This is a genomic window from Dapis hubbardiae BLCC-M172, from assembly GCF_050016015.1.
In the GTDB taxonomy this organism is placed as follows: domain Bacteria; phylum Cyanobacteriota; class Cyanobacteriia; order Cyanobacteriales; family Microcoleaceae; genus Trichodesmium.
This window is the reverse complement of sequence record NZ_JBNHEQ010000181.1, coordinates 60,801-77,061: the sequence shown is the minus strand read 5'-3', so window position 1 is coordinate 77,061 and position 16,261 is coordinate 60,801. Positions and strand designations below refer to the sequence as shown.

The 16,261-nt window shown below is 35.6% G+C and carries 14 protein-coding genes; 2 read left to right on the top strand and 12 right to left on the bottom strand.

What is annotated here, in order from left to right; genetic code table 11:
* Nucleotides 1–705: hypothetical protein (locus ACP6PK_RS16565; protein WP_426560936.1), on the top strand; the 705-nt coding region annotated here is incomplete at its 5' end.
* A 175-nt stretch (nt 706–880) separates the two neighbouring features.
* Here the strand turns inward: ACP6PK_RS16565 and ACP6PK_RS16560 are convergent.
* The 6 genes from ACP6PK_RS16560 to ACP6PK_RS16535 form a co-directional block, all read right to left on the bottom strand.
* Entirely contained in the window at nt 881–2,554 is a 1,674-nt protein-coding gene (locus tag ACP6PK_RS16560) for an iron uptake porin (RefSeq protein WP_426560934.1), read from the bottom strand.
* Between the two features lie 215 nt (nt 2,555–2,769).
* Nucleotides 2,770–3,786: an ABC transporter substrate-binding protein gene (locus ACP6PK_RS16555; protein WP_426560932.1), complete on the bottom strand. Its 1,017-nt coding sequence runs from the start codon at nt 3,784–3,786 to the stop codon at nt 2,770–2,772.
* 311 nt (nt 3,787–4,097) lie between these two features.
* Complete coding sequence (locus tag ACP6PK_RS16550; RefSeq protein ID WP_426560930.1) at nt 4,098–4,853, bottom strand: ATP-binding cassette domain-containing protein; 756 nt, start codon at nt 4,851–4,853, stop codon at nt 4,098–4,100.
* 387 nt (nt 4,854–5,240) lie between these two features.
* On the bottom strand, nt 5,241–6,008 hold the full coding sequence (locus ACP6PK_RS16545; protein ID WP_426560928.1) for an ABC transporter permease: 768 nt from the start codon (nt 6,006–6,008) through the stop codon (nt 5,241–5,243).
* 874 nt (nt 6,009–6,882) lie between these two features.
* Entirely contained in the window at nt 6,883–7,107 is a 225-nt protein-coding gene (locus tag ACP6PK_RS16540) for a DUF4334 domain-containing protein (protein WP_426560926.1), read from the bottom strand.
* Nucleotides 7,108–7,245: 138 nt separating this feature from the next.
* Nucleotides 7,246–7,425, bottom strand: coding sequence for a GXWXG domain-containing protein (locus ACP6PK_RS16535; RefSeq protein WP_426560924.1), 180 nt, complete (start codon nt 7,423–7,425; stop codon nt 7,246–7,248).
* Between the two features lie 561 nt (nt 7,426–7,986).
* Here ACP6PK_RS16535 and ACP6PK_RS16530 point away from each other — a divergent pair.
* A complete protein-coding gene (locus tag ACP6PK_RS16530) occupies nt 7,987–9,291 on the top strand; it encodes a serine hydrolase (RefSeq protein ID WP_426560922.1) in 1,305 nt (434 codons plus the stop codon).
* Nucleotides 9,292–9,487: 196 nt separating this feature from the next.
* Here the strand turns inward: ACP6PK_RS16530 and ACP6PK_RS16525 are convergent, their stop codons facing one another.
* The 6 genes from ACP6PK_RS16525 to ACP6PK_RS16500 all read right to left on the bottom strand — a co-directional run bounded on the left by ACP6PK_RS16525 (nt 9,488) and on the right by ACP6PK_RS16500 (nt 15,724).
* Nucleotides 9,488–9,760 (bottom strand): aminotransferase class III-fold pyridoxal phosphate-dependent enzyme, encoded by a 273-nt coding sequence (locus tag ACP6PK_RS16525; protein WP_426560942.1) that lies wholly within the window; start codon nt 9,758–9,760, stop codon nt 9,488–9,490.
* A 46-nt stretch (nt 9,761–9,806) separates the two neighbouring features.
* Nucleotides 9,807–11,165 (bottom strand): methylglyoxal synthase, encoded by a 1,359-nt coding sequence (gene mgsA, locus ACP6PK_RS16520; RefSeq protein WP_426560920.1) that lies wholly within the window; start codon nt 11,163–11,165, stop codon nt 9,807–9,809.
* A gap of 468 nt (nt 11,166–11,633) precedes the next feature.
* On the bottom strand, nt 11,634–12,119 hold the full coding sequence (locus ACP6PK_RS16515) for a DUF1269 domain-containing protein (protein WP_094677062.1): 486 nt from the start codon (nt 12,117–12,119) through the stop codon (nt 11,634–11,636).
* A gap of 160 nt (nt 12,120–12,279) precedes the next feature.
* Nucleotides 12,280–12,696 carry a hypothetical protein gene (locus ACP6PK_RS16510; RefSeq protein WP_426560917.1) on the bottom strand — a complete coding sequence of 139 codons (417 nt, stop codon included), beginning with the start codon at nt 12,694–12,696 and terminating at the stop codon, nt 12,280–12,282.
* 765 nt (nt 12,697–13,461) lie between these two features.
* Nucleotides 13,462–14,037 (bottom strand): DUF3124 domain-containing protein, encoded by a 576-nt coding sequence (locus tag ACP6PK_RS16505; RefSeq protein ID WP_426560915.1) that lies wholly within the window; start codon nt 14,035–14,037, stop codon nt 13,462–13,464.
* Between the two features lie 466 nt (nt 14,038–14,503).
* Entirely contained in the window at nt 14,504–15,724 is a 1,221-nt protein-coding gene (locus ACP6PK_RS16500; RefSeq protein WP_426560913.1) for a potassium/proton antiporter, read from the bottom strand.
* Nucleotides 15,725–16,261: the final 537 nt, after the last annotated feature.

Sequence of the window (16,261 nt, the reverse complement as noted above, 5' to 3'; positions counted from 1 at the left end):
GGTGCGGATGATGCAACTCCAACCACTGATGCAACAGACACCACATCAACTACTGATGCAGGTGATGCAACTCCAACCACTGATGCAACAGAAACCGCATCAACTACTGATGCAGGTGATGCAACTCCAACCACTGATGCAACAGAAACCGCATCAACTACTGATGCAGGTGATGCAACTCCAACCACTGATGCAACAGAAACTACATCAACTACTGGTGCAGGTGATGCTACTCCAACTACTGAGACAACAGAAACTACATCAACTACTGGTGCAGGTGATGCTACTCCAACGACTGAGACAACAGAAACTACATCAACTACTGGTGCAGGTGATGCTACTCCAACTACTGAGACAACAGAAACCGCATCAACTACTGGTGCGGATGCAACAGACACATCATCAACTACTGAACCAACTGACACAACTCAAAAACCCATGGAATATCAGATTTATCAAGTAAATGGTAATCCCACAATTAAAACTGGATATCCAGCGTCAGAATGGACTGCAGTTATTGCCGGATTTAATTGCGGAGCACAGCAGAAACACAAAGCAACAGCATTAACGATCATGCCTGTTGTAGATGATGGAGAATGGAAAATCAAGTGCGATATTAAAGATGCAGACGATCGCTATTGGGATGTAGCAGTTTTATTTATCAGGAATAATATGGTAAATAGAATCAGCAATTTCTACCGTTAAATAGCTGTAACCTAAAACCGTATTTGATAGATTTTTTAGAGGTAGTTTTTAATGACCAGAAAATAATATCAAATTTGGTAGTATCGGTAAAATCCAATATCGTAGGGGTTTGGTCTCCAAACCCTTACCAAATTTAATAATTTATCCTAAAAACCAGACTTCTTTGTAAGTCCTACTAAAATAGAAAAATCATCCGCACAATTCCTATAGCAATAGTTTCATTTTCCTCTTCATGTTCGGGATTAATAACTACTAAAACTCCAGGATTAATGGAAATATTATCATTAACTTGATAACGATAAAAACCTTCTAAATGCCAAGCAGTATCATTGTCTTGTGGAGCATTATCATTATCAGTTACTTTAGGCGGACTTCCTATTACTAAACCAAGCAAACTACCCTCTTTTCCTAAGTCAGTAAACCCGAATGTCACCGCCCAATTTACAATAGTTGCTTCGTCTCCTTCTTCCACAATACCAACAGATTCTTCGGCATGAGCAAAACTTAATCCAGTCCAACCAGAAATTGTCAATTTATCAAAAGCACGCCAACTTGCTTGAAAACCTAAATGATCGGCGGAAGTGGGAACTAAACGACCAAAAGGTGCATTTGCTCTTCTACTACCTGTTGCTGCTGAGACAAATAATTTATTTTTAGGATAGTAAGAACGCACATAAGTAAGGCCAAAACGGAGGCGATCGCTTGGTCGAATATCTAGTTGTGCTAAAGCTGCATTACTACCATTAAAAAATCCATTTCCCTCGCGAGGATTTTCTGGGTCTCTGCCTAAATATCCTAAAGATAAAGTGAAGGATTTATTAATATTATAAACGGCAGTTATTCCAGCACCCCGCGACCCTTGGGCATATATAGGATTGAAGCGTCCAAAATTAGAAATTGCTCCTGATATTCGACTAGCAAATAGTCTGTTGAAGTTATCAGAAACATTCTGATTAAATCTACCACCTATACCATCAATATGAATTCTAAATTTATTGGCAACTGGAAAACGATAGAATAATTTACCAACATCAAAGGTATTATTAGTATTTCTTTGATAAGCTAAACGAGTCATATTTGTTCCAGTTATTGGCACTCCATAAGCAACTGTATCTAGAGCATCTAAACGAGTTTTGAAGAAATCTCGGCCTGTAAAGCTAGTATGAAAACTTAAACCTACTCGATTATTTAAAACTGTATTATCTTCTAAACTTCCACCGCCAGCTTTTTCATCTCCGAAAGCATTACTAAGAGCAAATACAACTTCTCCAAATAATTTAGTTGTTGTTGAAAATTGATTTGCTTCTAGTTCGGTAGTCCGTGCTTCTAGAGCATCTATTCTACCTTTAATTTCTGCAAGTTCGACAGCAAAATCTTCTTGTAAACGTTGTAAAACTGCTAAATCATCTTTAGTTACTAAGTCTGCTGTAGCAGCAGCAATTAATTCAGTAATTCTGTCTAAACAAGCATTTAAACCTGCTGCAAATTCGTAGCGAGTCATAGCACGATGACCACGATAACTACCATCGGGATAACCAACAATACAACCGTAACGTTCTACTAAAGATTGTAATGCTTGAAATGCCCAATCTGTAGGTTGAACATCGGATAATTGAGATACAGAAGTAACTTGTTCCATTGAGTCTAATTTTTGCTCAAGTTGATGGGGTTGAACAATAATTGCATCTTCCGCAACGGGAGTTATATCTGATTTTGAATTATCTTTTTCTCCAGTTTTTACTTGAGAATTTAGTTGTGTATATTTAATTTCATTTGCCTCAGCAACTGTAGAGATAATTAAAAGTTTAATTAATACAAATAAAAAACAATTTAGACGAATTTTTGACATATTTTTTTAGGAAATTAAGGAGTAGGAAAATTTTGTATATTGAGGGTTGCGATGACGACTGTTGAACTGGATTCTATGTTATCTAAAAATACAGAAAATTTCAGATATAATCGGGGAAAATGATGACAGGCAAGATGCCTATGTTACCAATTAAAAATTGATAATTAGAGATAGTTTTCATTATCAATTATCAATTATCAATTATCAATTATTTTTCATCCATAATAAAATCCTGAATTAGGCAAATTACCACCAAAAAGTTTAGGGTTTTGCTCCAATAAACGAGAATACCAAAACTCTAAGTCTTCTTTTGCATCTTTAGCACTTACCATTTCTAGTGGGGTATATCCCAGAGATTTTTTAATTACAGGTACTTTTAAACCTAGATATTTTGCTCCTAATGCAGCAGCATTATCAGGATTTTGTTTTGCCCAATTCACTGCTTCAACTAACCCATTTTGTACAGCTTCAATTACATCAGGATATTGATTAATTATAGAAGTTAAACCTAAAGTTCCTGCTTGGGGAAAACGAGGGGGTCTACCTGTTACTTTTCCCCATTCTTGTTGTAAATTAATCGCCAATTTTATATCTAATCCTTGTTGTTTACCGCGAAGTTCAGCACCCGTACCAGCAGGTTCGGCTAAAAGTGCAGCATCGCCACGACCTGCTAATAATAATTGCACTGCTTGAGCAAAGTCTGTTGTGTATTGAATTTTTAAATCTTTCTCTGGGTTTAATCCGTTTTCTTTGGCTAAATAAAAGAATAATTGAGAAGGTAAACCGCCTCGGAAAGCTATTAGTAATGTTTTATTTCTTAAATCATCAAAACTGCGGATATTCTGGGCAGACCAAATATTTAAAACTCCCCAAACTAAGACATTTAGTAATTTAATGGGAACTTGTTTTTGATATAAATTTGCTGCAAGAGATGTGGGAGTTGCTGATACTTGTAGTTTTCCTGAAACAGCATCTGCTCGAAGTTGGTCGTGAGTTTTCCATATACGGAAATCGACTGTTTCTACTAAGTTTTTAATCTGACTTTGTTCTGCTAAATAGGCGAGTAGAATTGTAATTATAATTGGAGACCCACCAAGAGCTAAACTTGGCAATTTTTTTTCAGATTGAGCAATAATTTTTGCTGCTTTAGCTGTTGGGAAATGAGTAGTAAATGTTAAACCAGTTGTGGCTAATATTAATTGTAAAAATTGACGGCGATTTTTATCTATCATTTTTCAGACAAAATAAATTAGTTGTTGAAAACTTCTGTACTGAATAGCAATTTTAATTATCAGTTATCAGTTTTGATAATTAATAATAGTTTTGATTGAGCATGATTTTTATAATAAATTTTTCCATTTTTATTTGACTAATAATTAAGATGAAATACAAAAAATTATGCTACTTACTAACTAATAACCCAAAAATTAAGGTATCAAACCTTCTATTTCAAGAGAAAAAAAGTGCTAGCATATTTTCTTACATTCAACATCGTTACGCTTTTCCTTGAGGTAATTATCAATTATCAATTATCAATTATCAATTATTGAACCCACTCTCTCTTTTCTAACTTTTGTGTTGATAACCGAAAACAAGTAGCTATTTCTGGAATCATCAAAAGTTGAGAAAGTGTTTTGTAAATATAAGCTTCATTTCTTTTTATTGGAGGTATATCGGGTTGCCATTCATAGACAATTTTACTGGGAGAAGGCGACAAAACAATCAATTTATCTGCCACTAAAACAGCCTCCGCTAAATCATGGGAAACTAAAATAGCTGCCATATTTCGATCGCTCAATAACTTTAACAATAATCCCTGCAAGTCACGTCTTCTACCAATATCTAAAGCACTAAAAGGTTCATCCAACAAAAGTAAATTTGGTTCCACTGCTAATGCTCTTCCTAAAGCAACTCGCTGCTGCATTCCCCCACTTAATTGATGTGGATATTGGTTAAATGCTTGGTCAATACCTAATTGTTGTGCGAGAGCGAAAGCTATTTTTTGCCGTTGGTTTTTTCCTATTCTTTTAGCTTTTAAGCCAAAAGCAATATTTTCTAAAGTAGTACACCAAGGAAGTAATCTTGGTTCTTGAAAAACATAACCTGTCTGTGAAAATTGATTTTTTACCTTACCTGAAGTTGGGTTAATTAACCTTGCTATTATTTGTAAAAGAGTAGTTTTTCCACACCCAGAAGGTCCTGTTAAACACAATATTTGTCCTGGTTTGACATGAGTATTAATATTATTAAGTACAACATGGTTTTTGTATTTGTGATGAATGTCTTCTAAAATTAGCATATTTGCTGCTAGTAAAAAAAAATTTTGTTTTTCTTACTGAATGAGCAATCATATTAAATGAGGCTACTAATCCTGTCAAAAGACATTCTGTCAAACTCTTGAGAGTAGGGAGTAGGAACATTGGTGATGGTGCATAGCAATAGTAGAGAGAGTGCGGGGAGTGTGGGAAGTGTGGGAAGTGTGGGAAGTGTTGGAGGAGAAATTAGCTATTTATTGTATAAAAAAACATATTTTTTTGAAGCTTTATACTGAATAAAAACAATCGCGAAGCGAAACGTAGTTTTATCTCGTCGGCGGAACGGAGTTCTATCGCTCACCCCTTTGTTAAAAACTTACGCCTGACTCCCCTACTCCCCTACTCCCCTACTCCTCTGCTCTCCCACTCCCCTACTCCCCTACTCCCCTGCTCCCCCACTCCCTATTCCAAGGTGTTAATAACCTACGAATAGGACGAATAACTAAATATTCAGATATTAAAATCAATACCACCGCTACAAGAACCCACGCCATAACTTCCGCCGTATCCAGATTAATTCTAGCAATATTCATTTCTGCACCAATACCAGTTTCAGATGATAATAATTCTGACATTATTGCCACTCGCCAAGCTAATCCTAATCCTGATGCAATAGAAGGAAATAAACTGGATAATAAATGTGGATAATATAAGTCTACTAATAAAATTTTTACCGGCATTTTCAAAACATTAGCCATTTCTAAAAGCTGTGAATTAATATTTCTTACACCTTCCACAGCACCAATAAATATAATTGGTAAAATAGCCACAGTAACAGTAAATATTGCCGTCGAATTACCAGTACCAAACCAAAGTAATGCAATTACAATCCAAGCAATAGGTGGTACTCCTTGTAAAGCAGTAATTAGAGGTCTAATAGCTCGACTAATAAAAGGCTTTATACCAGCTATTATTCCTAAAATACTGCCAATAACTGTGGCTATTGTAAAACCACTAATGGCATCAAAGCTAGTAGTTAAAACAGCCATAGTTAATTGATTTGTAGTTGCTAAACTTTGCAAAGCTACTAAAGTTTCTAGAGGAGAAGGTAAAATAATTGAACTATACTGGATTGCTACTAACTGCCATATAGTTATAAATCCAATTAAGCCGATTAATTCAGGTAAAATAAATGGCATTATTTTTGGGGATTAGTATGAGTATGGATTTTGTCTCTAAATCTTTAGACTATTGATAAAAAACTTTTCTAAATTTTCTTGAGTCTAGGAGTAGGAGAGCAGGGGAGTAGGGGAGTAGGGGAGTAGGGGAGTAGGGGAGAACTCAACATAAGAATAATTAACGCTAACTAACTAATAATTATCAAAAAGGTTATTATGCCTATGTTAATTACTGGATAATTGAAGTTTCACTTAAGTCTAGCATTCTTTTTTCTCGCTTGGTATGAGAACTATTGTTTTTTTATAAATGTTTTACTGAAGATGATTTTACACATTTTGCCAAACACATTTTGGCTTATACTTAATTTTTTACTGAATAATTAAGGTCTAAAGCCTCTCCATTCATGGAGAAAAAAAATTATTTTGCTTAATCCTCTTCTTTTAAGGAAAAGTAATAATTAATTATTCATTATTGAAGAAGCTTTTAACTAAAATCAAATAACTTCTGATTTCTGAATTTAGCTATATATAGCTATCAGGAATAATTTTGAGAGAATTTAAGAACATTTAATATGAACTAAAATCCTTTTATATTCTGACTCCTGACTCCTAATTAGCACTAATATAGAGTCCGAGCAAACAGTCGTCATTGCGACTATAGGAAGCAATCTCTTGACACCCCTGAGATTGCTATCCGTTCCCGAATGTTCGGCAAACCTTCCACTCCGTTCAAGTCGCAATGACTTGGGTATAGTAATTATCCGGATTTGATATAAAATCTTACAATTCACATAAGATTACCGAAAAATTAAGGTATAAAGCCTCTCCAGTTAAGGAGAAAAAAAAATTATTTTGGTTAATTCTCTTCTTTTAAGGAAAAGTAATTATTAATTATTTATATATCTCTCTTCAACACAAAAAAGAAAGGTTGTGATACGCCTTTAAAATCCATTAAACCTAATACTGTATTATCATCTATTTTTCTAAAGATGTCGTTAATTGGCAAATGATCATAAATCATCATTGCACTAACCTTTTGACGATACTCAATCATACGCATCCTTGCCTGACTTTTCTCCGTTTTTAACATCAAGTTCATCAGCCGAAAAATAGGTTTCATGGCCTTACTTTTGAGAACTGAAAAACGAAGTCCCAAATTCATTGCAATTGGACTTGGATAAACCTTAAATATATTATTATTGCCATCTGAAAATAATAAAGGATGAACTTGTTTCGCATCAACAAATTCTTTTCCATATCAACCACTAGCTTCTAACAAACCATCCATTGGGTGATTTGTCGGAAACTCATATCCTTGCCATCTACCCATCATAAACTCTAAATTTACCGACTCTAACTCATCAAAAAATTTTAAAGCTTCCTCTGTAGTAGCTCCTCCATTTTCCAGAGTTGTATTTAACTTTTCTAAAGTGTTCATCTTAGCTCCTTGTTCATTAATTGATCATTGATCATTGATAATGGATAATACCAATTCCCATGAATTAATGCTATACTTGATTAAAACTTCGGTTATTAAATAATTACTTGAGTAGAATAACTTTTTTGCGAATTTTAGGTAAGTTAATGTTAATCATTCTTGATTTTACTTCTCCCGTAGGGACGTATCGCTGCGCGACATGTTTGCGGAGCATTCCGGAACGGAAAACGCATTTTTGCCTGTGCAACGTCCCTACCCTCCCCTACTACCCGACTCAATCAAATGTAGAAAAGTTTTTGAGAAATGGTATAATTACCTCTGGTTCAAACCGTGAGGTAATTGAATATAAGAAAATATCCTAGCACTTTTTTTCCCATAAAGGGGGTAGGCTTTTAACCTAAATTATTTAATTAATAATGATTAATTATTAATTATTCGATTACTGAATCTAGAAATATAGTATATTTGTATTGAGACTGATACATTGATTTTCTTCATAGTTAAAGATTATCTTTATTGGTTAGCATAAAATTATTTATTTATTTGTGTGGAGCTAATTCTATGCACCGAATATTAAAAATAAAACAAATTCTCACTGGCACTTTAGTAACAATGGCCAGTCTTACCATTATTTCAATTGGAAATATACAGAGTTCCTCAGCAGCAGAATCTTATACTCAATCTTTACAAGAGCTCTATGAGATGCGCGAGCGCGTAGTTAATAAATTAGAATCTCTGCCTACTCCAAGAAAAAGATTATTTTTTTCTGAGGAAAATCAAGCAATATTAGAAAAACAACAAAACTTAGTTCAAAAATTACAAGAAATTGATGTTCAAATATTAGTTGAACAGCGAGCAAATGATAATTGGAGACAAGCATTAACTCTAGGTGCTCAAGCTGCTGAAGTGGGAGTCTCTCCAAGTCCAACTGTCAAAACTAGAGAAACAGAAAAACATCTCTGGCAACAAGCAATTTATAACTTAGAGGAAATTCCTGACGATTCATTTATCGGAGACAAAACTAATAAAAAAATCAAAGAATATAAGCGCAGTCTTTATGACTCTTCTTATCAATTAAACATCACTAAATCTAACTTTTTAGATAAAATTCGTAAAGAAAGTGGTCTATCAAGTAGAGCTACTATTACTATCTGTAATTTACGCAGAGAATGTTTAGACTTAAATGGTAATAAACTTCCAGCAAGTCCCGCAAGTTTAATCAAAGTTCCTGTTGCTGTGGCGGTGATGCAAAAAGTATCTCAAGAAAATATTAGTTTAGATACTCCTGTTTATGTAAGTCGAGGCAATTTTACTGAAGATGCTTCAGAAATTCGAGCGAGAAAACGTTATCCCCTAAAAACTTTGGTCGGACAAATGATTGACCATAGTAGTAATATTGCCACAAATCAACTAATAGATTATTTAGGGCAACCTTACATTAATAAAGTTCTTGAAGATGATGGTTACAAAGTTATTCGGGTGAAATACAAATTAATGGGTAACCGCATTAGACCCAAAAATCCAGGTAAAGGTCGTAATACTCTGACTAGCAATGAGCTGACAGATATGATGGTCTCAATATACAATAGCGAGTATCCCAATTCTGATGTATTGATAGAAGCATTGGCTAATCAGAAGGATAGATTATTAGGATATGCTGGTTTAGAAAAATTGCCAGAAGTTAAATGGCTGGGTGAAAAGACTGGAGAAAATTCTCGCGCTCTGGGTACTACTTTGGGGTTGAGTATTGATGGTGAAGTTTATGTAATGACTGTAATAGATAGTCGTGGCGGACGAGACCCTCAAATTCGTAAATGTATTAATAAGTTGGCAAAATATCTGGTTGATAATGAGGGTCTACTTTAATTAATGGATAATGGATAATGGATAATTGATAATGGATAATTGATAATTAATGGATTTAGATTAATTATTACTGACAATAATTCAAAGCAAAATCCAAAACTTTAACAATAAAATCTACATCTGTTTTTGTAATGCAAAGTGGTGGTTTAATTCGTAAAACATTACGATGTAAACCACCTTTACCAATAATTAATCCTCAATCTTTTGATACTTCGTGAATTTGGGATGTAAGTTCAGAATTTGGTTCTTTTGTTTCCCGATTTTTAACTAAGTCAAGACCAAGCATTAATCCACAACCACGAACATCCCCAATACATTCATATTTATCTTGTAAATTATTAATTTCTTTGAGGAAATAATCTCCAACTAAGCAACAATTTTCTTGTATATTTTCCCTTTTAATTGCCTCTAAAACTGCTTGACCAGCAGCACAAGAAACAGGATTTCCACATTTCCAATTTTGTAGAATATTTTAGGTTTTTTACCCACAATTTTAGTCCAGACGGCCTACTACACTAATCCTTCAAATCACCATTTTTCAACTCCTGATTTTTCACTCTTTTTCCGAAGGAGAGAAAACCCCAGGCAGATTTTTCTTCAGTTTCATTAGTTGGTGGAGCAAGCACAATTAACCCACTCGGAATACATTCTACCTCAATAGGAGTAGTGCCAATAATTTCACCATCAAGTACAACTTTTTGTGGTGGTTCTGTACTGACTTTTACCCGTTTTGTTCGCAAACCAATAGTATCTTCATGTTGAGCAGGAGTTTTAAAAATTGCCGAACCGAACATTCTAACTCCAGCATTAACTGCTTGCAGTCTACTATTGGAGGTAATTATCATTACTTCCAGTAAACCATCATTCATAACTACTTCTCCCAAACCTTGAGCTAAAAATGATGTGGGTGGAGCTGCATTAGCAATAGTAATAGCTCCTGCTTGAAAAGTTTTGGTAACGTCGTCAATTTCTATTTCAATATCAAAAAGTTGCTGTTCTTTTAGTTGATCCCAACCTGCCATCATATATGCAAGCACTCCCCAACGGTTTTTAGTTTCCCGGTCTGCTCTTTCTATGGTTTCTGCTTCATATCCTACCCCTGCTAATAAAATCATGGTACGTTCATTGCAACGACCAACATCTATCACGCGAGTTTTGCCTGCCAAAATAACATCGCAAGCACTTCTGATGGGTGTAATACTCGGAATTCCTAAAGCCATACAAAAAGCGTTAGCGGTTCCCCTGGGAATTATACCCAGAGGAATATTTGTATTAACTAAAGCTCCAGCAACAGCAGAAACTGTACCATCTCCTCCAGAAGCAATAATTATATCTGCTTGTTTAGCGATCGCTAATTCTGTTAATTCTGCTGCTGTTTTCTCTGGGGTTGTTTGATGTATATATAAATGTAGATAAGGTTCGAGAAGTGATTTAATTAAAGATAATTCTTGTTGAGCATTACCTTGACCAGATATAGGATTAAATATCAGGTGAGCAACAGTGGTTTGAATGAAACTGTTAATAATAGTTTCGGCAGTGGCAATATTTATTGCAATAGGAACATTATGTACCTGACACAAACGTAATAATAATTGGATATCGGGTTCATAAGATTGAGAGAATAAGTAGTCTACCAAACAAATAACAGCAACTACATTACCCGTAGTTACTTCTACAGCTATTTGAGCATCTCCTCCCAAGGGACCTGCTAAGACAGAATTTATTTCTATGCCTGTTTCTTGTAAAATATATTGGGCAGTGTTTTCTGTCGCTAATAATTGATAGCGAGATAGTACAATTTTATGTTTCCTGACAAATTCAACTAAGTTGTCTTTTTTACTGTCATAAGCAAGTAAAGCAATAGTATTTGCCATAATTTTTTTGTCCTATAATTCACAGGACTTACGCACAATAGTCAATTATACACCAGTTTTAGGGGCGAACGGCCGTTCGCCCCTACTAGATATGGTAGTTCTGCGTAAGTCCTGATTAATATACTATATTTATTATAAGAGCGTAAACATTTCCTGCGGAATGCTACACAAACAGCGGTTTAATAACTAAGCTGACCGCTGAACGCTATTTTACCTACCATATACTATCTATTTTGTAGGGGTTGGGTAACCCAACCCCTACTGTTAGTATTAGAAGTAAATTGAGTTTAAAATCTTGGTAATATCATGTCCGTTGGTATCGTTTGTGTAAAAGTTGGGGAAATATCTACCTTATCCAAGATTTTTCCTTCTCTTACTACTTCTTTCTTCTTCCTTCTTCCTTCTTCCTTACTTTATCCATACAATACTGATGCTACCGGACATGATATAATTCCAGATTTATGCAAGTTAGTGAACAAACATTTCACGCAATTTTTCTTCTTCCTCTTTTGGCAGGTTAGTTGCCAGAATTTCAAACTTGATATCTTTAATTGCCTCTTCTACCCGATCTTTAACTGCATCTGTGCTTAACAAAAATAATGCAGAAGTCCCCTCAGTTACTTGAGTGCGGATTTTTTCAATGAAATCATCATTAATGCCAATATCTTTAAAGGAACCACTCAAGGCTCCCATTGCAGCGCCAATAGCCATTCCAAAAATTGGCACAAAGAAAATGATGCCAAAGAGCATCCCCCAGAAAGCACCATCCAAAGCACCTAGTTTTTTCAGGTCATATAGTTGATTAGTTTTGGGTTTTTTCTTTCCTTCTTTCCAACTCACAATTGCTGCATCTTGAATTTTGATTAGTTCCTGTTTTTGTAAGTCATCCAAAATACTAATCATTTTCTCAGCACCGTCAGCAGTTGGGAATTTTAATACTGTTAGAGTTGCCATTTAATATCTCCTATCGAAATAAATCAAACATCCATTTAGATTATATGACAAAGAATGTGCAATTCTTTGACTTCAGTAGTTAGCCCCGATGGATAATTTCAGGCAACCACGGCGGTGTTGCCGTTGTTAACCTCCTAAAAAGTTAAGCGTCGGAAGTATGTCAATTACCTACTACTTCATCAGCATCCATGCGTGCTGCTACCGCTTCTAAAGTTGCTACTTCTGCTTCGTCAATAGCAGCCAATGCAAGCAGAATGGCTGCCGCAGCATACTCTTCAGCACGGTTAGCACGAGCTACTAGCTTGTCTTGTTCTCGCTTGGTTTTCCAGTCGGCAATTTGAGATGCTACCTCTGATTTCTTTGTTTGAATGCGTTCTTCCAACTTAGCCTTAGAATCAGCAATTTCTTGCTTTTTACTTTCTAATTTGGCTTTTGTGTCATTCATTTTGGACTTGATGGTTTCCTCAGCTTCTTTGGAAGCTACCTTTAAACTGCCCTTAACTTTTTCAACTTGACTAGCTATCTCATCCAATTTTGTCTGGAGATTAGTACGAAGATTGTCTATTTTCTGATTCATAATGTTTCTTCCAGATTGCCAAATTTGAATCCACAACATTAACCAATATCCTATCAGAGCGAGTTATTCTTAATTCTTAAGTTTGTCTTTATAATTTTATATTAGTGACGAAAAAACGTATCATCTCGCTTTAATAGCAAATTTCTTTACTCACTTATAACTAGCTGGCTCTCTGCTTTTGTGAGGAATATCCACTGTTTCTCCTACCTCATTGTAGATTTTACTCAAAGGTAGGGGCGGGTTTGAGCTAGAATTTTCATGCTTACTCTAAGATTTACACCGAACCGCCCTAATGCACACTCATTAGTTGTGTCAGTCCAGTAGGATGCCTTATATCAAATCCGGTAGTATCGGTGTAAAAAAGCGTAGAAACCGGGTTTATATGAAATGCCCTTGTAGGGACGTTGCATGCAACGTCCCTACCATCTATGCTCCCATAAACCAGGTTTCTTATAATACTCCGAAGCCAACGGATTTGATATTATATAGAATCCGGTTGAAAAGTCGTCCGCAGCGACGAAGCGGAAGCAATCTCAGTGGTTTCGCGAGATTGCTTCCTTCCACTCCGTTCCAGTCGAAATGACTTAGCTATAGCAATTATCCGGATTCTATATTAGAGAAGCGTAACGCACCGTAAAGGTTATATTTTTTTGTTTTAACTTACATGAAAATGGTGCGTTACGGCGCAACGCCGATTTTTGAAGGGCAAATTCTCTGAGCAAAAAGCGCCTTTCATGTTGCGCAGCAAAACACACCCTACTGGACTTATTTTATCTTGTTTTCAATCACTTTACCTGAACTAGAAAATGCCACAGCTTGGCTGCCTGAAACACCAACCATTACAGCTTCAACTATTGGTTCATTTACTTGTTTTTCTGCTACCCATTCTACTAAAAAGTTTGCTCCGGAACCTCCAGTTGTGTCTTTTTGTTCTAAATAAAAATCCCGTGAAACTAAAGGACCTAATTTTAATGGATTTTGCACATATTGTTTAACTAATTTTCCATCTGTATCATAATATTTTACCGCAGTAATAATTATCGAATTTGTCAGGTCAGTATTCCGAATACTTAGAGTTGCTGATAGATTATAAATTCGTTGTTGATTAGCGTAATATACATGAGAATATATCGGAACATAAATAGTCTGTCCTGTAGCTATTTCTAAGTTTTCAGTCAGGATAATTTCTGTTTCTTGGGCAGATGGAGAATTAACAGCAATGGCAGTATTATTATCCTGACTTGATTGACTTAGTGGTTGTTGGATAATCTGAGCAGAAGTACAAGAACAGAGTAATGTTATAGCAATTGTGAGAAAAATACACTGCAATATTTGTTTCATTTTTCTTGTCAATATTAGTGAAATAAATCAGTTGAAATTATTAATAGACGGAAGAGGGAACAGGGAACAGGGAATGTATTTTTATGAATAAAGCACTGAATTTTACAACTCTAGCTTATCTTCTGGAGAGGTCTAATAAACCTCTGGTGATAATCGAAAATAAAATCAATTATCGCGTATAAATCATCAATTATTTCCCCCTACTGGATTGTTTCATCTTAAATGTTGCAATAGATGTAGGTTGGGTTGTTTGCGTTAGCATTGCGCAGGATGGAACGTTTGCGGAGCATTTCCAACGGAAAAACCCAACAACAATCTTACTCTCGTACGGACGTTGCATGCAACGTCCCTACTACTCCCCTACTCCCTACTCCCCTACTCCCTTACTCCCCTACTCCCTAATGCACTATTTTAGTTGAAACAGTCCACTACTCCCTACTCCCTACTCCCTCTTTTCCCGAAAGGTCTAATTGGATTCTGCTAAACCTAACCATCGAGCAACAGGAGCTAAAGTCAGACCTTGAACTAGAACTGAAGTTAGCACGATAAAAAATACAACATTAAAAATACTACGTCCACCTGAAATACCAGCAGTTACTGGAAATGTTGCCAGAATAATTGGCACAGAACCCCGCAACCCTACCCACGAAATAAATAATTTTTCTCGTAAACGATAGCGACTCAAACCCAAACAAATAAATACACTAACAGGACGAGCAATAAATATGAGAAATATGGCAATTACTATAGCAACACCAGCTACAGGTAAGAGACGGGAAGGAAATACTAATAATCCTAAAGTTAGAAAGATCACGATTTGCATTAACCAAGATAAACCATCGTGAAAACTACGAATAGTTTCTGAGTACATAAAGCGGAAATTTCCCATCACGACTCCAGCAATATAAACTGCTAAGAAACCATTACCACCAAATAAATCTGTAATCCCGTATGTCAGCATTGCCATTGCGAGAGTGGCAACTGGGTAGAGACCTTGGGAACTCAAGCGCAAATGATTTACCACCCATACTATGGCACGCCCCATACCATAACCAAATGCTCCACCTACTCCTATTTGCAAGAATAGTGAAAGCAATAATTTAATGATGGAAGTATCACCAGTGGATAAAATTTCGACTATTTGGACAGTTAACAAAACTGCCATTGGGTCATTACTTCCTGATTCTAGTTCTAGTAGTGGTTGTAGGTCTCCCTTCAGTCCTAACTTGCTAGTTCTGAGTACAGAAAAAACTGCTGCAGCATCAGTGGAGGAGATAATTGCCCCTAATAATAGTCCCTCTGACCAAGTAATACCTTCAGGTCCAATGTTGAAATCAGAAAAAGACCCAAGCATAAACCAAGCGAATGAACCTAAAAGTAAGGCAGTAATTCCTACGCCAACAGTTGAAAGTGTTAGACCTTTCCAGAGAACAGGTCTAATTTGAGTCCATTGTGTATCCAGTCCCCCAGCAAATAATATCAAAGTTAGTGCTAAATCTCCAATCAATTTTGCCTGCATTGGATTATCAAATTCAATACCACCAATGCCTTCTGAACCTGCTAGCATTCCGACTAAAAGGAATAATAGTAGAGCTGGTACTCCTAACTTATTAGCTGCTTTACTGGCAATAATACCAGCTAGCAAAAGCACCCCTGCACCTATAAATAATTGTTCTACTGGAATCATCAAATTTAATTAGATTTTTCTCGGAAAATTATATAGCACTGACTAAATAATTAATAATTAATCATTAAAGTTTACAGTCTCTTCTTTTAATTAATCCTCTTCTTTCGCAGAATATGTAATTTTTAAATTTTCAAGTAATTGTTAGTCTAGTAGTCTCATGTCAAGCCTTAAATGTTAGTTTAGGAAAATGGTACGATGCTAATTTTTCAAAGCTTGACATCAAAAATCTATTCCACCATTTTAAGCTTGACACGGCAATACACCATTTTAAGCTTGACACGCCAATAGGGTGTGTTAGAAAAGCGTCATGTACCGCAAAAGGTATATTTTTTTTACTTACATGAAAATGGTGCGTTACGGCGCAATTAGATTTTTCAGGGACAAATTCTCTGAGGAAAAAGCGCCTAACGCACCCTACTTTTGACTACTACTACACTTATTGCAAATCTACTACTTTTGACTTTTGCAGACGAGGTAATTTTTAATTGCTAAAAATTGATTTGAGAACAGAAAATTAAATGTTTGAGAGCAAAGAGA